General features: G+C 59.5%; 10 protein-coding genes. 5 read left to right on the forward strand and 5 right to left on the reverse strand.

Going from position 1 to position 17777, the window contains the following annotated elements; genetic code table 11:
- Positions 1-12 precede the first annotated feature (12 nt).
- The 3 genes from ACHPFG_RS25950 to treP are packed head-to-tail and all read right to left on the reverse strand — an operon-like array spanning position 13 to position 4432.
- A complete protein-coding gene (locus ACHPFG_RS25950) occupies positions 13-1233 on the reverse strand; it encodes a maltoporin (RefSeq protein ID WP_145338396.1) in 1221 nt (406 codons plus the stop codon).
- 53 nt (positions 1234-1286) lie between these two features.
- Positions 1287-2933 carry an alpha,alpha-phosphotrehalase gene (gene treC, locus ACHPFG_RS25955; protein WP_431700799.1) on the reverse strand — a complete coding sequence of 549 codons (1647 nt, stop codon included), beginning with the start codon at positions 2931-2933 and terminating at the stop codon, positions 1287-1289.
- A 56-nt stretch (positions 2934-2989) separates the two neighbouring features.
- Complete coding sequence (gene treP, locus ACHPFG_RS25960; protein WP_431700800.1) at positions 2990-4432, reverse strand: PTS system trehalose-specific EIIBC component; 1443 nt, start codon at positions 4430-4432, stop codon at positions 2990-2992.
- Between the two features lie 238 nt (positions 4433-4670).
- Here treP and treR point away from each other — a divergent pair, with 238 nt between their 5' ends.
- The 5 genes from treR to ACHPFG_RS25985 all read left to right on the forward strand — a co-directional run bounded on the left by treR (position 4671) and on the right by ACHPFG_RS25985 (position 14409).
- Positions 4671-5375, forward strand: coding sequence for a trehalose operon repressor (gene treR, locus ACHPFG_RS25965; protein WP_131697972.1), 705 nt, complete (start codon positions 4671-4673; stop codon positions 5373-5375).
- A 65-nt stretch (positions 5376-5440) separates the two neighbouring features.
- Positions 5441-8497: a membrane-targeted effector domain-containing toxin gene (locus ACHPFG_RS25970; RefSeq protein WP_431700801.1), complete on the forward strand. Its 3057-nt coding sequence runs from the start codon at positions 5441-5443 to the stop codon at positions 8495-8497.
- A gap of 227 nt (positions 8498-8724) precedes the next feature.
- Positions 8725-10797, forward strand: coding sequence for a TerD family protein (locus tag ACHPFG_RS25975; RefSeq protein WP_145338393.1), 2073 nt, complete (start codon positions 8725-8727; stop codon positions 10795-10797).
- A gap of 198 nt (positions 10798-10995) precedes the next feature.
- Positions 10996-11775: an alpha/beta hydrolase gene (locus tag ACHPFG_RS25980; RefSeq protein ID WP_431703524.1), complete on the forward strand. Its 780-nt coding sequence runs from the start codon at positions 10996-10998 to the stop codon at positions 11773-11775.
- Positions 11776-12105: 330 nt separating this feature from the next.
- A complete protein-coding gene (locus ACHPFG_RS25985; RefSeq protein WP_431700802.1) occupies positions 12106-14409 on the forward strand; it encodes an autotransporter outer membrane beta-barrel domain-containing protein in 2304 nt (767 codons plus the stop codon).
- 182 nt (positions 14410-14591) lie between these two features.
- Here ACHPFG_RS25985 and guaA read toward each other — a convergent pair whose 3' ends face one another.
- Entirely contained in the window at positions 14592-16169 is a 1578-nt protein-coding gene (gene guaA, locus ACHPFG_RS25990) for a glutamine-hydrolyzing GMP synthase (RefSeq protein ID WP_053257860.1), read from the reverse strand.
- Between the two features lie 81 nt (positions 16170-16250).
- Positions 16251-17720 carry an IMP dehydrogenase gene (guaB, locus tag ACHPFG_RS25995; RefSeq protein WP_431700803.1) on the reverse strand — a complete coding sequence of 490 codons (1470 nt, stop codon included), beginning with the start codon at positions 17718-17720 and terminating at the stop codon, positions 16251-16253.
- Positions 17721-17777: the final 57 nt, after the last annotated feature.

Genomic DNA, 17777 nt, shown 5'->3' on the forward strand with positions numbered 1-17777 from the left:
CCCACGGATGACTTATTTCCACCAGTATTCAACCTGCACGCCAACGTTCGACCCATGCCGCGCGGTGCCATAGGCGCCGGTGTCGGACAACGCCGAGCCCGCCGCCAGTTCATTCGCTGCACGCTTGGCCGCTTCGTTCCAGGTCGCATAGGTGTAGTACAAACGCACTTCCGGCCGCGCCCAGAAATCCGGCCCCTTGGGCGACCAGGTCGGGGCGAAGGTAAATTTGCTCAGTTTGCGCGTGCCGCCCGTGGCATCGACCTGATCGTGCCCGAGTTCGGTGACCAGTTTGAATTGTTCGCTGATCGCATACGCAGGGCGCACGCCGATGGACATCCAGGTCTGGTCCTGGCTGCCGGGGCGAATATCCTTCTGGTACACCGCTTCGATCTGCCCACCAAAGCGCGGGGTCACTTGCCAGTCGAAGAACTCCACGGCGCGATAACTTTTGCTGCTGTTATCCAGGAAGGTATTGCCGGTGTAGCCCAGGCCGGTGCCGGGACCTTCGCCGTACTGCAGGGCGAATTTGTTCTTGCCGCCCAGAAAGGGTTTTTGCACATGCTGCGCGGTGAGCGCCCATCCGCTGTTGGTGTCGCGCCCGCCGGCCTTTTCGATGTAGCTCAAGCCCAGCTCCAGCTCGCCACCGGGATTGGTCTTGAAGCCCGCCACGTTGAAGTCGTGACGGGTGGCGTATTCCTTCTGGTACAGGTTGTCCTTGCGCGAGAGCGCGTAGCTGTATTTCAGGTCGCCGATCAGCACGTCCTCAATACCGCCACCGGTGGCGCTCTGGTTCCAGTAGTAGAAGTCGGAAATATGGATGTCATTGCGTTTGTAGTAGCGCCGACCGGCCCACAGCGAACCGCCATTGAGGGCCGGCAGGTTCGACCACTGCGCATACATCTGCGGCATGCGCGCCGAGCCGTTGTCTTCGCCCTGGAATTTAAGGGCGCGGTCGTATTTGTTGTAGAGGGATGCCATGGCGTCGACGCTGAGCACTGAGCCATCGTCGAGGGTCAGCAGGTCCTGACGCAGTTCCAGTTCGGCGTACTGCTCGCATTCGTTGCCCAGTCGGTATTTGGTTTGCGCCCCCGGCAGTTGGAAACATTGCTGCTTGCCACTGCCCGTTGAAGTCCCCGCGCCGCTGCGCAGGTAACCGGCAAATTCCAGGGCCTGCGCACCGAATGGCAGGCTCAGGCAGGAGGCAACGAGGCCCAGCTTTATTGTTGTTTTCATGAAGCACTCCGATATTTTTATTATGTTTTTTTGAAGCACCCTGCGCCCGGGGTTTAGTCCTTCAGATACAGCACGAACGATTCGTAGGGACGCAAGACGACCGTGGCCGTGCGTTGCGGGCAGTCGGGGTAGTTGCTGATCAGCAGGCGTTGCTCGGTCGCCGCGCCGATCACGTCGTCAGGCAGTTGGATCTCACAGGGCTGGCGGTAGAAATTATTCAGCACCAGCAAGCGCTCGCCGTGGCCTTCACGCAGGTACGCCCAGACCTGCAGATGGTCTTGCAGCAGTTGGCGGTAAACGCCCGCTTGAATCAGCGGTTCGTGACGACGCAAGGCGATCAGCGCGCGGTAGTGATGCAGCACGGAGTCGGGATCATCGAGTTGGTGTTCAACGTTGATCTGCGCGGCATTCGCCGGGATGCCGATCCACGGCTCACCGGTGCTGAAGCCCGCATTGGGTTGCGCGTTCCACTGCATCGGCGTGCGGCCGTTGTCGCGCGACTTCTGCATGATCGCCGCCATGCTCGCCGCTTCGGATTCACCGGCATCGCGCTTGAGGCGGAAGATGTTCAGGGTCTCCACATCGCGGTACTGATCGATGCTGGCGAAGCCCGGATTGGTCATGCCCAGCTCTTCGCCCTGATACACAAACGGCGTGCCCTGGAGGAAGTGCAACGCGGTGGCGAGCATCTTGGCCGAGACCACGCGGTACTCACCGTCGTCACCAAACCGCGAGACCACCCGGGGCTGATCGTGGTTACACCAGAACAGCGCATTCCAGCCGCCACCGGCTTGCATACCCAGTTGCCAGTCGGAAAAAATCTGCTTGAGTTGCAGGAAGTCGAAGTCGGCCTTCACCCACTTTTGCAGGTTCGGGTAATCAACTTTCAGGTGATGAAAGTTGAAGGTCATCGACAGTTCTTTCGACTCCGGCCGCGAGTAGCGAATGCAATGCTCCAGGCTGGTGGACGACATCTCGCCGACGTTGATCAGGTCATGGCCTTCAAAGACTTCGCGGTGCATCTCCTGCAGGTATTCATGCACGTTCGGGCCGTCGGTGTAGAAGCGGCGGCCGTCGCTGTTGTCTTCGGGGAAATCGGCGGGCTTGGAGATCAGGTTGATCACGTCCAGGCGGAAACCGCCCACGCCCTTGTCACGCCAGAAGCGCATCAGCTTGAACACTTCGGCACGCACCTGGGGGTTGTCCCAATTGAGGTCGGCCTGGGTGTGGTCGAACAGGTGCAGGAAGTACTGGCCGGTTTGCGCCTCGTATTCCCAGGCCGAACCACCGAACTTGGATTCCCAGTTGTTGGGCTGGTCGCGCCAGATGTAGAAGTCGCGGTAGGGGTTGTCGAGGCTGCTGCGCGCCTGCTGGAACCACTCATGCTCGATGGACGTGTGGTTGACCACAATGTCGAGCATCAGCTTGATGCCGCGCTTGGCCGCTTCGCTGATCAGCAGGTCGCAGTCGGCCATGGTCCCGTAGCTGGGGTCGATGGCGTAGTAGTCGCTGATGTCGTAGCCGTTGTCCCGTTGCGGCGAGCGCAGGAACGGCGTGATCCACAGGCAATCCACGCCCAGCCACTTGAGGTAGTCGAGTTTGTCCACGATACCCAGCAGGTCACCGGTGGCGTTACCCGCGTGGCTGTGGAAGCTTTTGGGGTAGATCTGGTAGATCACCGAGTGTTGCCAGTCTTGCATGGTGGGTTCCTTCAATTAATGGTGCGACGGTTCGACTTGCCCCCGATAGCGGTAGATCAGGCAACGCGATAACCGGGCCGAACAATCTTCATGCTCAACGCACAGGTCAGTACAAACGGCACGACAATCGCGATGACCATCCCGATCACAAACATCGAGATGGATTGCGGCACGATCGAAATAAACCCAGGCAAGCCCCCCACCCCAATGGCCGAGGCCTGCACCTTGTTCAGCGACAGGAAAATGCTGCCCAGCGCCGAGCCCACCAGGGCCGCATAAAACGGAAACTTGAAGCGCAGGTTCACCCCGAACATCGCCGGTTCGGTGATGCCGAAGTAAGCGGAAATCGCTGAGGTCGAGGCCATGCTTTTATCCCGCGCATTGCGGGTGGTGTAGAACACCGCGAGCGCGGCGCTGCCCTGGGCCAGGTTGGACATGACGATCATCGGCCAGATAAACGTGCCGCCCTGGGTGGAGATCAGTTGCAGGTCCACGGCGAGGAACATGTGGTGCATGCCGGTGATCACCAGCGGTGCGTACAGCAGGCCGAAAATCGCGCCGCCAACCATCGGCGCCAGGTCAAACAGGGTGACCACGCCTTCGGTGATCAGGATGCCGAGGTGACGGGTCACCGGGCCGATGATCGCCAACGCCAGCACGCCGGTGACGACGATGGTAGTGATCGGCACGACCAGCAATTGAATGGCGTTGGGCACGCGAGCGCGCAGCCATTTCTCGATGACGCTCATCACATACGCCGCCATCAGGATCGGCAGGATCTGCCCCTGGTAGCCGACTTTCTCGATCTTGAACCAGCCGAAAATATCGAAGTACGGCAGGCTCTGGCCGTCGAGCCCGGCGACCGCCTTGCCGTAGTTCCAGGCGTTGAGCAGATCGGGATGCACCAGCATCAGGCCGAGCACAATGCCGAGAATTTCACTGCCGCCAAAACGCTTGGCCGCCGACCAGCCCACCAACGCTGGCAGGAACACAAACGAGGTGTTGGCCATCAGGTTGATCAGGCTCCACAGGCCATCCAGGTTCGGATACGCCTCCAGCAGCGTCTGGCCCTCGATGAACATGCCCTTGGCGCCCATCAGGTTGTTGATGCCCATCAGCAGGCCAGCAATGATCAGCGCGGGCAGGATAGGCATGAACACATCGGAGAACACCCGCACCAGGCGCTGCATGGCATTGGTCTTGTCGGCGCCCTTCTTCTTCACATCGGCGACGGTGGCGGCGGCGAGGCCGGTCTGTTCGCGCAGGGCGGCGTAGACCTTTTCCACTTCGCCGGGGCCGATCACCACCTGGAACAAACCGCCGGTGAAGAATGAGCCCTTGACCAGATCGACCTGGTTCAACGCGCTGTTGTTGACCAGGCTCGGATCCTTGAGCGCCAGGCGCAGGCGGGTCACGCAGTGGGCAGCTTGCTCAAGGTTGTCGCTGCCCCCGAGGTGTTCGAGGATCTCGCGGGCAATGTTCGAATAGTCGTGGCTCATGCTTGGTTTCCACTTTGATTTTTTTTATTGGGGGCAGTCATTGGCAGCACGCCGAAGCCAAAAGTACTCGTACAGACGAGTTAAAGCAACAACTCGTCTGTACGAGTTTGGATTTGTTTATTCCGTGCAGGACATCCCGCCGCTGCAAGCCGCACAAATCCAAGGGTCTAATGGACAAAGCCCCTCTCTGCCTCTAAGGTTCCTGCCTTGAACGCCAACGCGGCACAGAGCCCTATCCATGAGCAAATACAACCAGATCTATACCGATCTGCTTGCCAGCATCACCACCGAACGCCTGCAACGCGGCACGCGCCTGCCCTCCGAAACCGAATTGATGGACAGCTACCAGGCCAGCCGAGGCACCGTGCGTCGGGCCATCGAGCAGTTGCAGGAACGTGGGTTTGCGCAAAAGATCCACGGCAAGGGCACCTTCGTGCTCTCGCCCAACCCGATTGAGTTCCAACTCGGCGGCATCGTCAGCTTCCACGAAACCCACGCCGACCTGGGCGATGACGTACGCACCGAAGTGGTCGAATTCACCCAGTTGCCACTGGAAGGCCCGCTGTTGCAACACATCGAGGCCGAACCCGGCAGCCTCATCACACGCATCAAACGGGTACGGCGCATCGGCGGCAAACGGGTGATCCTCGACATCAACCACTTCGTCGCCGACCTGATCCCCGGCCTGGACCAGGCGATTGCCGAACAGTCGATCTACGCCTTCATCGAACAGACCCTGCAACTGCAGATCAGCTACGCCCAGCGCACCATCGAAGCCCTGCCCCGCAGCAAGGATGACCAGACCCATCTGGACCTCGATGGCCAAAGCCATGTGATCGTGGTGAGCAACCAGACGTTTTTGCAGGATGGGCGGCAGTTCGAGTACACCGAGTCACGGCATACGTTGGATAAGTTTTACTTCTCGGATATCGCCAGGCGCTAACTATCTACCCACCGCCCCTCTAAGCGGCTTGGCATGCTCGGCTCTTCCCCCTTAAGGAGAGCAGCATGCCGCTGACCGACACATCCCCCGCAGCCCAGCAAAAACTTCGCGCCCTGGCCCCGGTGGTGCTGGATGCCTGCCCGAATATGCAGACGATGGCCATTGAGGCCGCCCGTGAAATTCTCGCCAGGCACGGCCTGGAGGGCCTGGATCCCGATCAGGTGTACTGGCACCGTTTCAACGGTGGTGTCGGTGACCCGGCAACCTTTACGGGCTGGAGCCACAACGAAAAACCCCAGGCGTCGATGACGCTGACGCAGTTGGTCATTCACCGTTTCGAGGTGCATGACCAGGACAATGCCGACCTGCTCGACGGTGATGGTGGTTTTTATCGCGAGGGTGCCGAGGCGCGGTTGTTCGATCAGCATAACCAAGTGCAGTTGTCCGCCAGCGCGGTGCTCAAGGACTTCTGGGCGATCAATTTCAGCGACCGCTACACCACACACATGGAGACATTCTGGAGCGTTCACTTCGACGACTTCCGCACCCTGGCCAAGGTCAACTGCCTGGCCCAGGCCCTGCAAGCGCGACAGGCCGGGCATCTCACCGAGTCGCAGTTGCACACAGTGCTTCAGGCCCTAGCCAGCAATCTGTCCTGGCCCCCAACCCTGTCCAACCTGCAAGCCAAGGTCACTTCAGCCAGCGGGCTGCGCGTGGCGGCGCTGGATATCGGCGGACATATCGCCACGGATATCCTGCGCATCGTCGACGGCGATGGACGGCAAATCCTTTATGTACCGGGCGAGTCTCAGGCCTTCCACTGCTTCGAGACCCCGGCCGACCTGCATTTCTGGCTGCTGAACCAGACCAGCCACCCGGATAACCGCGCCCGCTTCATGGCTCACTTCCCGCTGTCGGCGCAGATCCAGCAGGACGACACCGACGCCGTAACCTGGAAGCAGATGCTGCTCACCCCCGTGCTGATCTATCGCACCGCCCAGGCCCTGGCGGGTACCCTGCCGCCGGACTGGGTGGACAAGGGCCTGGGCCACCAACTCGACCAGCTGTTTATCGACTGGGGCACCTGGGATCACCACCTGATCAATCAAACCGACCAAACCATCGAACACGACGCCTTTACGTGGCTGGCACAATCGAGCCAGGCACGCATGCACAACGATGCAGACTTCTCCCTGCGCAGCAATGGCGACCTGCGCAAGAAACTCTGGATCGGCTACCTGAACGCCTTTGGCAAAACCTTCGGCCCGATGGCGGTGGCGGGCTGGCCGGTGGCCTTGGTGGTAGGCGCCAGCGTGGCCAATCTGGGCCTGAATATCGACCAGGCCATCAACGGCAAAACCCTGGCCGAACGCCGTGCCGGGGAGCTGGGTGCGATTCTGAGTGCCATCGACACACTGTTTAACCTCGCACTGTTGAAAGCCGACGGGGTCGTGCCCGATATCGCCGAAGCGGCCGACACCGTCGCGGTGGAGCCCATTGGGTCAATGCCAGCCACAGAGCCCACCAGCGCAGCGCCGATACCTGCGCCGGCGGTACCCGCCGCCTACCAGACCAACCTGATACTGGAAGGAGAACACCTGGATACCGCCCCCGGAAAGTTCCAGCAGGTCTATAGCCTGCGGACTTCCGACGGCATGCCACAGCAAGCCATCCTGATGAATGATCAAGCCTATTACGTGCGCTACGAAGCCAACCCCAACGGCCGTGGTTATTGGACGATTGTCGACCCGAACAACCCCCATGGCTTTTCCGGCGCGCTGCCGGTGCGCCTGAACGAGTTCAACGAATGGGAGCGTGTGACCGACAGCAACGGCTTGAAAGGCGGCGGGGGAAACTCCAGCAAAAGCGCCCGCAGGCCGGCCCCCTCGCGAGTCCCACCACCGCCGCAAGCGATGGCCACGCCATCTCACGCACTGCGCAGGGTGACCACCCCCTTCGATACCCCGCCATCAACCCGCCCGGAAGTGAAACGCTGGGCAATGGGCCTCACTGAAACCCATGTTCACAGCCGCTTCGGCCGCATTGACCGCTTCACCTACTACTTCGGCGAAACGCACCGCAAACTGCTGCAATCGGCGCAGGACTTCTACAAGGAACTGTCCTGGACCCGCCTGCCACCTCGTCCGGACATTCCCGCGTTTGAACCGACAACGGCCTTCGAAGACGTCCTCGAACGCCTGCCCGAAGACCTACCGGGCTACGTCATCGGCGAAACCCTGGACCGCATCACCAGCACCCGCCTGGTGATCCACAACATGCCGCTCTTTGCGCGCAAGGGCGTGAAAACCCTGTATATGCGTCGCCTGCTCAACGACTTCGCACAGGATGATCTGAACCACTATTTCCAGACCGGCGAGATGTCCGACGACCTGGAAAGCTACCTTGGCAAGCTGGGCACCGATCCATCCGGGCAATTCAACGAACTGGAACTGGTCAAGACCGCCAGGGCCAACGGCATACGCGTGCAGGCTATCGACTGCGCAGCCCATTACAAATACCCCAACCCCATCGCCGATCTTACCGAGCAAGTGACGAGCAATTACCTCGCGCACACCCTTATCCAGGCCGACAGAACCTTGAACGGCGGCGGCAAATGGCTGGTCCTGACCAACGCGAGAAACATCAACACCTTCAATGGCTTCGCGGGTGTCAGTGAACTGGAAGGTGGCATCGGGCTGCGTATCGAAGAGGTGCTTCCCGGCCAAGGTAACGACGTGCGCCTTGATCCCGGCATCGACATTGATCGCGACAATGCCCCCTCCCATGAAAGCGTCGGGGATAGCTTCGACACCTTGCATGCCGACCTGCGAGTACAAGTGGAAGCGCCGCCAGTGCTCAGGACGCTGGAGCAACAGCAGCGACTACTGTTTCGCAAAGGCATGTACTTGATCGACGAGAACCAGGGCAACTACACCTTGCGGCATCACAGCAGAGACAAGGGCATCGTTGCGACACCCATCCATCGGCTGGCCGATGGCAGCTTTTACATCGACCGACCGGCCTGGGCAGGCGTGCATGACATAGGGTTCCCCACGCTGGAAAAGCTGTCCAGCGCCCTTACCAATATGGGCATGAGTCTGCAAAGCCGGCTTCCAGCTTGATAAAGCTGGCGAAGCAGCTTGTTACGTTGAGCTACGCAGCGACCTGACAAACAGATTCAACCTTACGTAGAATGCCCCCCGTGGCTATGGAACACCTTCCTTCTAACCTCTGATGACCTAGGGGTTTCGCTCTCCACACCGCGCCTGCTTCTTGCAGGCGTTTTTACATCAGTTGTAGAACAATGCTGCAGCTCGTCCAAGACAGCGGCCCAGGGAGAAAATCAAGCATGAATCAGGCGCTGTTCCTGCGTCGCCGTAGCAAAGTTCACGTCCCGATGGGCACTGGCGGTGCCACGCGCGCTCAGGTCGCGTCGGCTGTTCGTGAAGTCACGGCGTTCCGATGCGTACTGTCAGAGCCTTTGATTGAACAAATCGGCCTGTTGTCAGCGACAGAGCTCAAGTACTGGCTGCGCGAAATTGTCGGAGTCCTTCGGCGGGAAACTGGCGCTCATGTACACCACAGGCCGTTTTATCCTGACTTTCCAGAACAGGTTCTGACGGCATCAGAAGCGGAGTTGTACCTTAACGCCGTCAGGCACTACCTCACGCTTCGGCGTTTACCTCCGACTGATCACCCTCGACCTGCGATGCTTGAAGGCAACTTCATATCCCGCGTTATCGAACCGGGAAGCATCTCTGAGTTCGAGTCACTGCTCGAACCGCTGGTTTCATCGCGCACCTCGCTCTCTGAAGAGGAAACTGCCGACGTCGTCTGGTTTATCCGAAACTACAAAAGCGATGTGTTCCGTCTGCTGCCTGAGACCGTCCCGTTCCGGGAGATCCGTGCGCAGGTTGGCGGCGCACTTATCCTGCATGTAGCCGGCGATGCTCGGGTGGACGCATTCCTGGAGCGAAACGTCGAAACGGCGACTGACGTGCTGCGACTCGCGGTCGCGCTGACGGGGGGAGACGTGTCACTGACGACAGCGTCGACACGTTTCACCGCGATGAAGCGCTCAATGCGCCGCCTGCTGTTGCGCCTGCTCGACCACATACCCAACGCTGCAGAAGACGTGATGCGGCATGCTGAGCGATGGAAACGCCTGGCTGAAGTACTTCATCCAGGCGACTACGCCGATAAGTACCCACGAGCGCTGGCCGCCATCACGGCAGCACGTCGCAACGAAGCGCCTGACTCATTTGGATCACGTGTCGAAACATTACTTGCCCAGCGTCACATCGCCACGCTTACGCCCATCCTACAGGGCCATCCTGGTGAATTCGCACGACGGCTGGACGCGACCCTGCGGCGTGCCACTGAACCAGAATCGGTTCTTGATGCGTTCGAGGCGGTAGCGACACAGGTGTCGTCACCCGTCCTGCTGCAGCTGCTGGCCCAGGTACGTGCGCCGCGCCCCCTCCCCCTGCGAGCCTTCACACCGAAAGGTGCATTCGCCAAAATCTATGGCATCAAGGATCGACGCGAACCTCTCGCTCACGACGTACTGACTCGTGCAGCCAGAATCTGCGAGGGCGCACTTGTAACGCGTTTTGCGTCGCTACCACCACTAGGCCGCTGTTTCATCGATCCAGCATTACGCGAATACAGAGTGCCGCTGGCACAGCGTGCCTCATCGAAGTCGCTACGTACGCTGGTGCGAGGCAGTCGCTTGCCCATGCCTGACACACGTTTCATTCGCCTGTTCCTGTGGTGGAAGAACGGCCGTGAACGCACGGACATCGACTTGTCCGCAGCATTTTTCGACGCCAACTTCGTGTTCAAACAAACGGTCGCGTACTACAACTTGAAGGGTTTCGGCGGCTACCACAGTGGCGACATCGTAGACGCGCCCGAAGGGGCTTCGGAGTTCATCGACCTAGACCTCGATGTCCTTGTGGAGAAGGGTGTGCGCTATATCGTCACCTCTATCAACTCATTCACCCAGCAACCGTACTGTGATCTTCCAGAATGCTTCGCCGGCTGGATGGCCCGCGTCGACGTGGCGTCGGGTGAAGTATTCGAGCCGCGCTCCGTATTCGACCGTATCGATATCGCATCCAACACAGGGATCTGCCTGCCTTTCGTGATGGACTTGCAGGAACGACGCATGATTTGGGCCGATCTGGGGCTCACTTCAGTTCCTCGGTGGAACAACGTCCAGAACAACCTCAGTGGCGTATCGTTGATGCTGCGAGCTTTGGTACATACACCAAGGCCGGATCTTGAGACTCTGTTCGATTTACATGTTCGAGCACGGGGAGAACGAGTGACCTCACCGCAGCAGGCACAGGCGGTGTTTGCACCTGATCAAGGGATAACACCGTTCGATACGGATTTGATTCGATCACAGTTTCTCTAATACCTATGCCAGCCTTTGCCGTTCATTGAAAACGACAGCTCTTGCTTCGAAACTTTCTACCCAAAAACAATTTGCGAGTCAGCATACTGATAAACAACCTACCGACGCCTCCATTGCCAAGCTGTGTTATGACACATGATGAGTAGACACTTTCCCTGTCGTCGGACATTGGCCGGCTTCTATAAAGCCTGCATGGTGATGATCAGTGCGCTTCTCATCGCCTGCCAATCGCCACGGGAGGCACTGCAACAACTGGCTGAAGAGCACGGCCGACAATTGGAGGTCCTGCCGGGACACGCCTTCCCCCTCGTCATACTTGCGCCGCGCACTGCAGACAAGATGACTCGACTGCGTGTCTACCTGGAAGGCGATGGCCATTCCTGGGCGACGGCCACTCAACCCAGCCTGGATCCGAGCCCGCACAATCTGTTAGTGCCACGGCTGGCGGTCGATGATCCGACACCGAATGCGTACCTGGCACGCCCCTGCCAGTTCATCATGACCGCAGCCTGTCAATCAGCACTCTGGACCAATCGACGATTCTCTCAGGAAGTGGTCACCCGCCTCAGCCAGGCGCTGGACCAATTAAAACAGCGATATGGCAATAGAGAGTTCGAACTGGTGGGGTATTCGGGAGGAGCCGCTCTCGCATTATTGTTAGCGGCGCAGCGCAATGATGTTACCCAGGTGCAAACCCTTGCTGGCAATCTCAGTCCACGTCTGTGGGCGAAGATGAAAGGACTGTCGCCACTCGACGGTTCACTGGATCCGCTGGACTATCGTAATCGACTCGCCTTATTACCCCAGCGTCATCTCATCGGAGAAGCAGACCTGATTACTCCAGGTGGATTAGCTGATAGGTACCAACAGGCACTTGGCTCGCCTCTCTCTCGATGTGTCCATGTACCAGGAGTGAGCCATGATCGGGGGTGGGAAGCGATATGGAGCCGATGGGTTAAAACACCGTTGGCACATTAGAATCCTGAAATTCAGGGCGGGCAGGTCCGTTTAAAAACATCCACATACTATCCCCCCCTAGTGACCGATCCGGGCGCGACCGCAACGACACCCCTAAAGTTCCGCTTATTGCTGAATAATCGAAAAAATCCTCAAAAAACGTCTGTAACGTCGCATTTTTTAGCTTTTTTTTCGCCATTGGTTCTTTTTATGATGAATTGTCCTACAAGCATCGTGTAGATTTGCACGCGCTTGAATCAGCACTTCACTGACAAGCTGGCAGGGATGCCTAAAACAGACGCTGACGCGTGGGTTACTCCCTGTCAGTTTCTGCCTTGTAAGGATACTGCCTTGAACATTTCCCACCTGCGCCGCTCGTTGTTGGCGCTGTCCGTCGCGGCTACCACTGCCACGGTCCATGCCGCACCCGCACCCGACCTGAATCACGACCTGAGCACAGGGGCATACAGCAGCTCCGGTGATGTTTTCAATAACGCCACCTTCACCGGGACGTCGCAAAACGCAGGTGTAGATCTGATGAATGTGACCCTGGCGGGCAACCTGATCAACCAGGGCAACATCAACCTGACGGCTGCGACCCCTACTGACTTCCCGTTCGGTATCGCCATGACCCTCACTTCCAACGTCGGTGGCGACTTGTTAAATAATGGCGACATTACGGTGAGCGGCAACGCCGCCCTCGGGCTGGACCTGTATCTGGCAAATATCGCAGGTGAAGTGAACAACAACGGCAACATCACTGTGACTGGCGCAAATTCCGAAGGCATGCTGATCACCTCGACCCAGGCGCGCATCAATAACTCGGGCACTATCACCGCGCGCGGCATCGACTCTGTGGGTATCGACATCGAGAAGGCACGCTTTACGGGTCAGATGACAGGCGCTCCCTTCAAGAGTGATATCAACAACAGCGGGACTATCTCCGCTGACGGGGTCGGTATCCGCTTTCGCAGCCTCGACACCTCCGGCGGTTTCGACACCCTCTCCATCAGGCAAACCGGTGGCCTGATCGAAGGCGGCACCGCAGCCATTCTGGCGGACGAAAATGCCCCCCCTTCGTATTTCTACTGGCAGGGTGGTCAGGTCAAGGGTGACCTGCTGGGCCTGAGTGGTGTGCTGGTGCAAGGGGACGCGATGTTCGATGGCTCGACCATCCGCGCCGGTTACGTCGATATCGACGGTGGCCGCCTGACTCTGCTTCGCCCGCAGACCACGATCTTGGGCGACCTCGACATGGACAGCGACACTGCGCGCCTGCGCCTGCTGCTGGATAACAACACGCAGCCCAACACGCCGATCCTGAAAGTCACCGGTAATACCTTCTTCTCTCCAGGCAGCCAGATCGAACTGCAGGCTCGCTCCGACGACTTCCGCACGTCGACCCAGGGCACCCGCTACACCCTCATTAATTCTGGCACGTGGGAAGATCCGCAGAACCTGTCCGTGGTTTCCTCCTCGGCGCTGCTTGAGGTAAGGAACTTCGGCATCGAAGGCCAGGACGTGAAAGCCCTGGTTGCCACCCGCAGTGATGAGGTGATCACGCAAGACCTGCTGGGTGCCCGCGGTTCGCGCAACGCGGTGAACGCCATCACGCCGCTCAAGAACACAGTCCTGGGCCAGATGGACGAAAGCGACCCGGTATTCCAGCGTTTCGCCAACGCTGCCACCAGTGAAGAGCTGGCCAAGCTTGCCGAAACCTTGACCCCGGACGTCAGCCGTGGGGCGATCAACGCCGCCACCAACAGCCAAAACCTGGTCGCAAGTGCCATCAACCGCCGTGCCAGCAAAGCGCGTAGCGGTCTGTCCTCCGGTGACGTCCTGGCAGAACAAGGCGTATGGCTGCAAGCGCTGTCCAGCGATGCCAACCAAGACAGCCGCCACGGTATCGACGGCTACGACGCCAACACCAATGGCATCGCCGTGGGTGCCGACGGCAAACTCAACACCGATACCACCGTGGGCCTGGCTTACAGCTACCTGACCAGCGACGTCAAATCCGACCTGGGCAACAAAACCGACGTCAGCGGCCATGCACTGACCCTGTACGGCAACTGGGCCCGTGACAACTTCTTTGTCGACACCTCGCTGATGTATGGCTGGAACGACAACGAGTCCAAACGCTATATCGCCGGCACCCGCGCCAAGGCCGACTACGACAGTGAGATCTTCGGCGTCAACGCACTGGCAGGCTACACATTCCAGCTCGACAAGCAGTGGTTGCTGGAACCACAGGTCGGTGCGCGCTATGCCAACGTATCGATTGATTCGTACCGTGAAAAAGGCAGCTCAGCCGCCCTCAACGTCGGCAGCCAGCGTTATGAAATCGGCGAAATGGGCCTGGGCGCTCGCCTGGCGGCCGCTTTTGACGTAGGTGCAGGCAGCCTGGAACCGGAAGCCAAGCTGATGGCCTGGCACGATTTCATCGGCGACAAGGCCGGTACCACCTCCACCTTCGTGCTCGGCGGTACCCCGTTCACCACCACCGGCGCGACACCGGCGCGCGACAGCTACGAGCTGGGACTGGGCGCGAACTACCGCGTGGGCGCGTGGAGCGTGGGAGGGATGTACAACTACCTGACCAGCAGTGGTTTCGACGCCGACACCTTCACCGCGAATGTGCGTTACGACTTCTGATCAACGTGTTCGCCTGAAACAACAAAGCCCGCTAATGCGGGCTTTGTTGTTTCAGGCTGATGGTAAAACCAATAAGCGTCTGGCGATGTCACCTGACTAACTGAATATCGGCAATACCATTGATGACGTGGAAAAGTCGCAAACACTCTGAATTTTTTAAAACAGATAGTTGCGGACCAATCCTACTCCCACTCAATCGTCGCCGGTGGCTTGCTCGACACGTCATAAGTAACGCGCGAAATACCTTCGATTTCATTGATGATACGGCCGCTGACGGTTTCCAGCAGTTCGTACGGCAGGTGCGCCCAACGGGCGGTCATGAAGTCGATGGTTTCCACGGCACGCAGGGCCACGACCCAGGCGTAACGACGGCCATCGCCGACCACGCCAACCGATTTCACCGGCTGGAACACCACGAAGGCCTGGCTGACCTTGTGGTACCAGTCGGCCTTGCGCAGTTCTTCGATGAAGATGTGGTCGGCACGACGCAGCAGGTCGGCGTATTCCTTCTTCACTTCACCAAGGATGCGCACGCCCAGGCCCGGGCCTGGGAATGGGTGGCGGTAGACCATGTCGTACGGCAGGCCGAGTTCCAGGCCAAGGCGGCGGACTTCGTCCTTGAACAGTTCGCGCAGCGGTTCTACCAGCTTGAGGTTCATTTCCTCAGGCAGGCCACCCACGTTGTGGTGGGACTTGATCACGTGGGCCTTGCCGCTCTTGGCGCCGGCCGACTCGATCACGTCGGGGTAGATGGTGCCTTGGGCGAGGTACTTGATGTTGTCCAGTTTGTTGGACTGGGCATCGAATACGTCGATGAAAGTGCGACCGATGATCTTGCGCTTCTTCTCCGGGTCGGACTCGCCGGCCAGGTTGTTCAGGAACTGCTCTTCGGCGTTGGCGCGGATCACCTTGACGCCCATGTTCTCGGCGAACATGGCCATCACTTGCTCGCCTTCGTGCAGGCGCAGCAGGCCGTTGTCGACGAAAACGCAGGTCAGTTGGTCGCCGATGGCCTTGTGCAACAGTGCCGCGACCACGGAGGAGTCAACGCCGCCGGACAGGCCGAGCAGCACGTTGTCGGTGCCGACCTGGGCGCGCACGTTGGCGATGGCGTCTTCAGCGATTTTCGATGGGGTCCACAGGGCTTCACATTCGCAGATGTCGAGGATGAAGCGCGACAGGATGCGCCCGCCTTGCTTGGTGTGGGTCACTTCCGGGTGGAACTGCACGCCGTAGTAGCCGCGCTCATCGTTGAACATGCCGGCGATCGGGCAGCTTGGGGTGCTGGCCAGGATGTGGAAGTCTTCCGGCATCTTGGTGACCTTGTCACCGTGGCTCATCCATACATCGAGGCCGAACAGGCCGTCGGCGTCGATGTGGTCTTCGATGCCGTCCAGCAGGCGGCTTTTGCCGACCACGTCGACACGGGCATAACCGAATTCACGCAGCTCGGAACCTTCAACCTTGCCGCCCAGTTGCTCGGCCATGGTCTGCATGCCGTAGCAGATACCGAAGACCGGCACGCCCAGGTCAAACACGGCTTGCGGGCAACGCGGGCTGTTGGCTTCGTGCACGGACTCGGGGCCACCGGCGAGGATGACGCCTTTCGGTGCGAATTCGCGGATCGCTTCGTCATCCATGTCGAACGGGTGCAGTTCGCAGTACACGCCGATTTCACGCACGCGGCGGGCGATCAGCTGGGTGTACTGGGAACCGAAGTCGAGGATCAGGATGCGGTGGGCGTGAATGTCGAGGGCCATGAAGTCAGTCTCGTCTAATGAATCAGAAACAACTCGGGGCTGAAAGAACAGCCCCGGTTACTTAACGTTTTGCTGGAAGCCTCAACCTACGCGGTAGTTTGGCGCTTCCTTGGTGATCTGCACGTCGTGGACATGGGATTCAGCCATGCCGGCGCCGGTGATCCGTACGAACTCTGGCTTGGTGCGCATCTCTTCGATGTCGGCGCTGCCGGTGTAGCCCATCGAGGAACGCAGGCCGCCCATCAGTTGATGGATGATGGCGCTCAGGGTGCCCTTGTACGGCACACGGCCTTCGATGCCTTCCGGTACGAGCTTCTCGGCGCCTGCCGAGGAGTCCTGGAAGTAACGGTCGGAGGAGCCTTGTGCCTGGGACATGGCGCCCAGCGAACCCATGCCGCGGTAAGCCTTGTAGGAACGGCCCTGGAACAGTTCGATCTCGCCCGGCGCTTCTTCAGTACCGGCGAACATCGAGCCCATCATCACGCAGGAAGCACCGGCAACGATGGCCTTGGACAGGTCACCGGAGAAACGGATGCCGCCGTCGGCGATCAAAGGCACGCCGGTGCCTTCAAGGGCGGCGGCGACGTTGGCGATGGCGCTGATTTGCGGCACGCCCACACCAGCGACGATACGCGTGGTGCAGATCGAGCCGGGGCCGATACCGACCTTGACCGCATCAGCGCCAGCTTCGGCCAGGGCCTTGGCGGCAGCGCCGGTAGCAATGTTGCCGCCGATCACCTGCACGTCAGGGAAGTTCTGCTTGACCCAGCGAACACGGTCGATCACGCCTTTGGAGTGACCGTGGGCGGTGTCGACCACCACCACGTCAACACCGGCCGCCACCAGGGCCGCTACACGGTCACCGGTGTCTTTACCGGTACCGACCGCAGCGCCGACGCGCAGACGACCTTGATCGTCCTTGCTGGCCAGCGGGTAAGCCTTGGCTTTCTCGATGTCGTTGACGGTCATCATGCCCTTGAGGGCGAATTTGTCGTCGACGATCAGCACGCGCTCGATGCGGTGCTTGTGCAGCAGTTCGCGCACATCGTTCTTGTCGGCGCCTTCCATGACAGTCACGAGGCGCTCTTTAGGCGTCATCACTTCGCGGACAGTGACTTCAAGACGGTTCTCGAAACGCACGTCACGGGAAGTGACAATGCCGACCAGGTCGCCATCGTACAGTACCGGAACGCCGGAGATGTTGTGCAGGCGGGTCAGGTCGAACAGATCACGCACGGTAGCGTCGGCTTCGATGGTGATCGGATCTTTCACCACACCGGCTTCGTAACGCTTGACCTTGCGTACTTCGGCAGCTTGCTGCTCGATGGTCATGTTCTTGTGGATGATGCCGATGCCGCCTTCCTGAGCCATGGCGATTGCCAAACGGGCTTCAGTGACGGTGTCCATGGCAGCGGAAACCAGGGGAATATTCAGCTCGATGCCACGGGTTAGGCGGGTCTTGAGACTGACTTCGTTAGGAAGCACCTCGGAATAACCGGGCACTAGGAGAATGTCGTCGAATGTCAGAGCTTCTTGGCTGATACGCAGCATCGCGGGGGCTCCCGAGCGGGAAAATGGAAGCGCGCCATTATACTCAGACACCCCCCA

Origin of the sequence: Pseudomonas sp. BR20 (genome assembly GCF_050780135.1) — a bacterium.
GTDB lineage: Bacteria > Pseudomonadota > Gammaproteobacteria > Pseudomonadales > Pseudomonadaceae > Aquipseudomonas.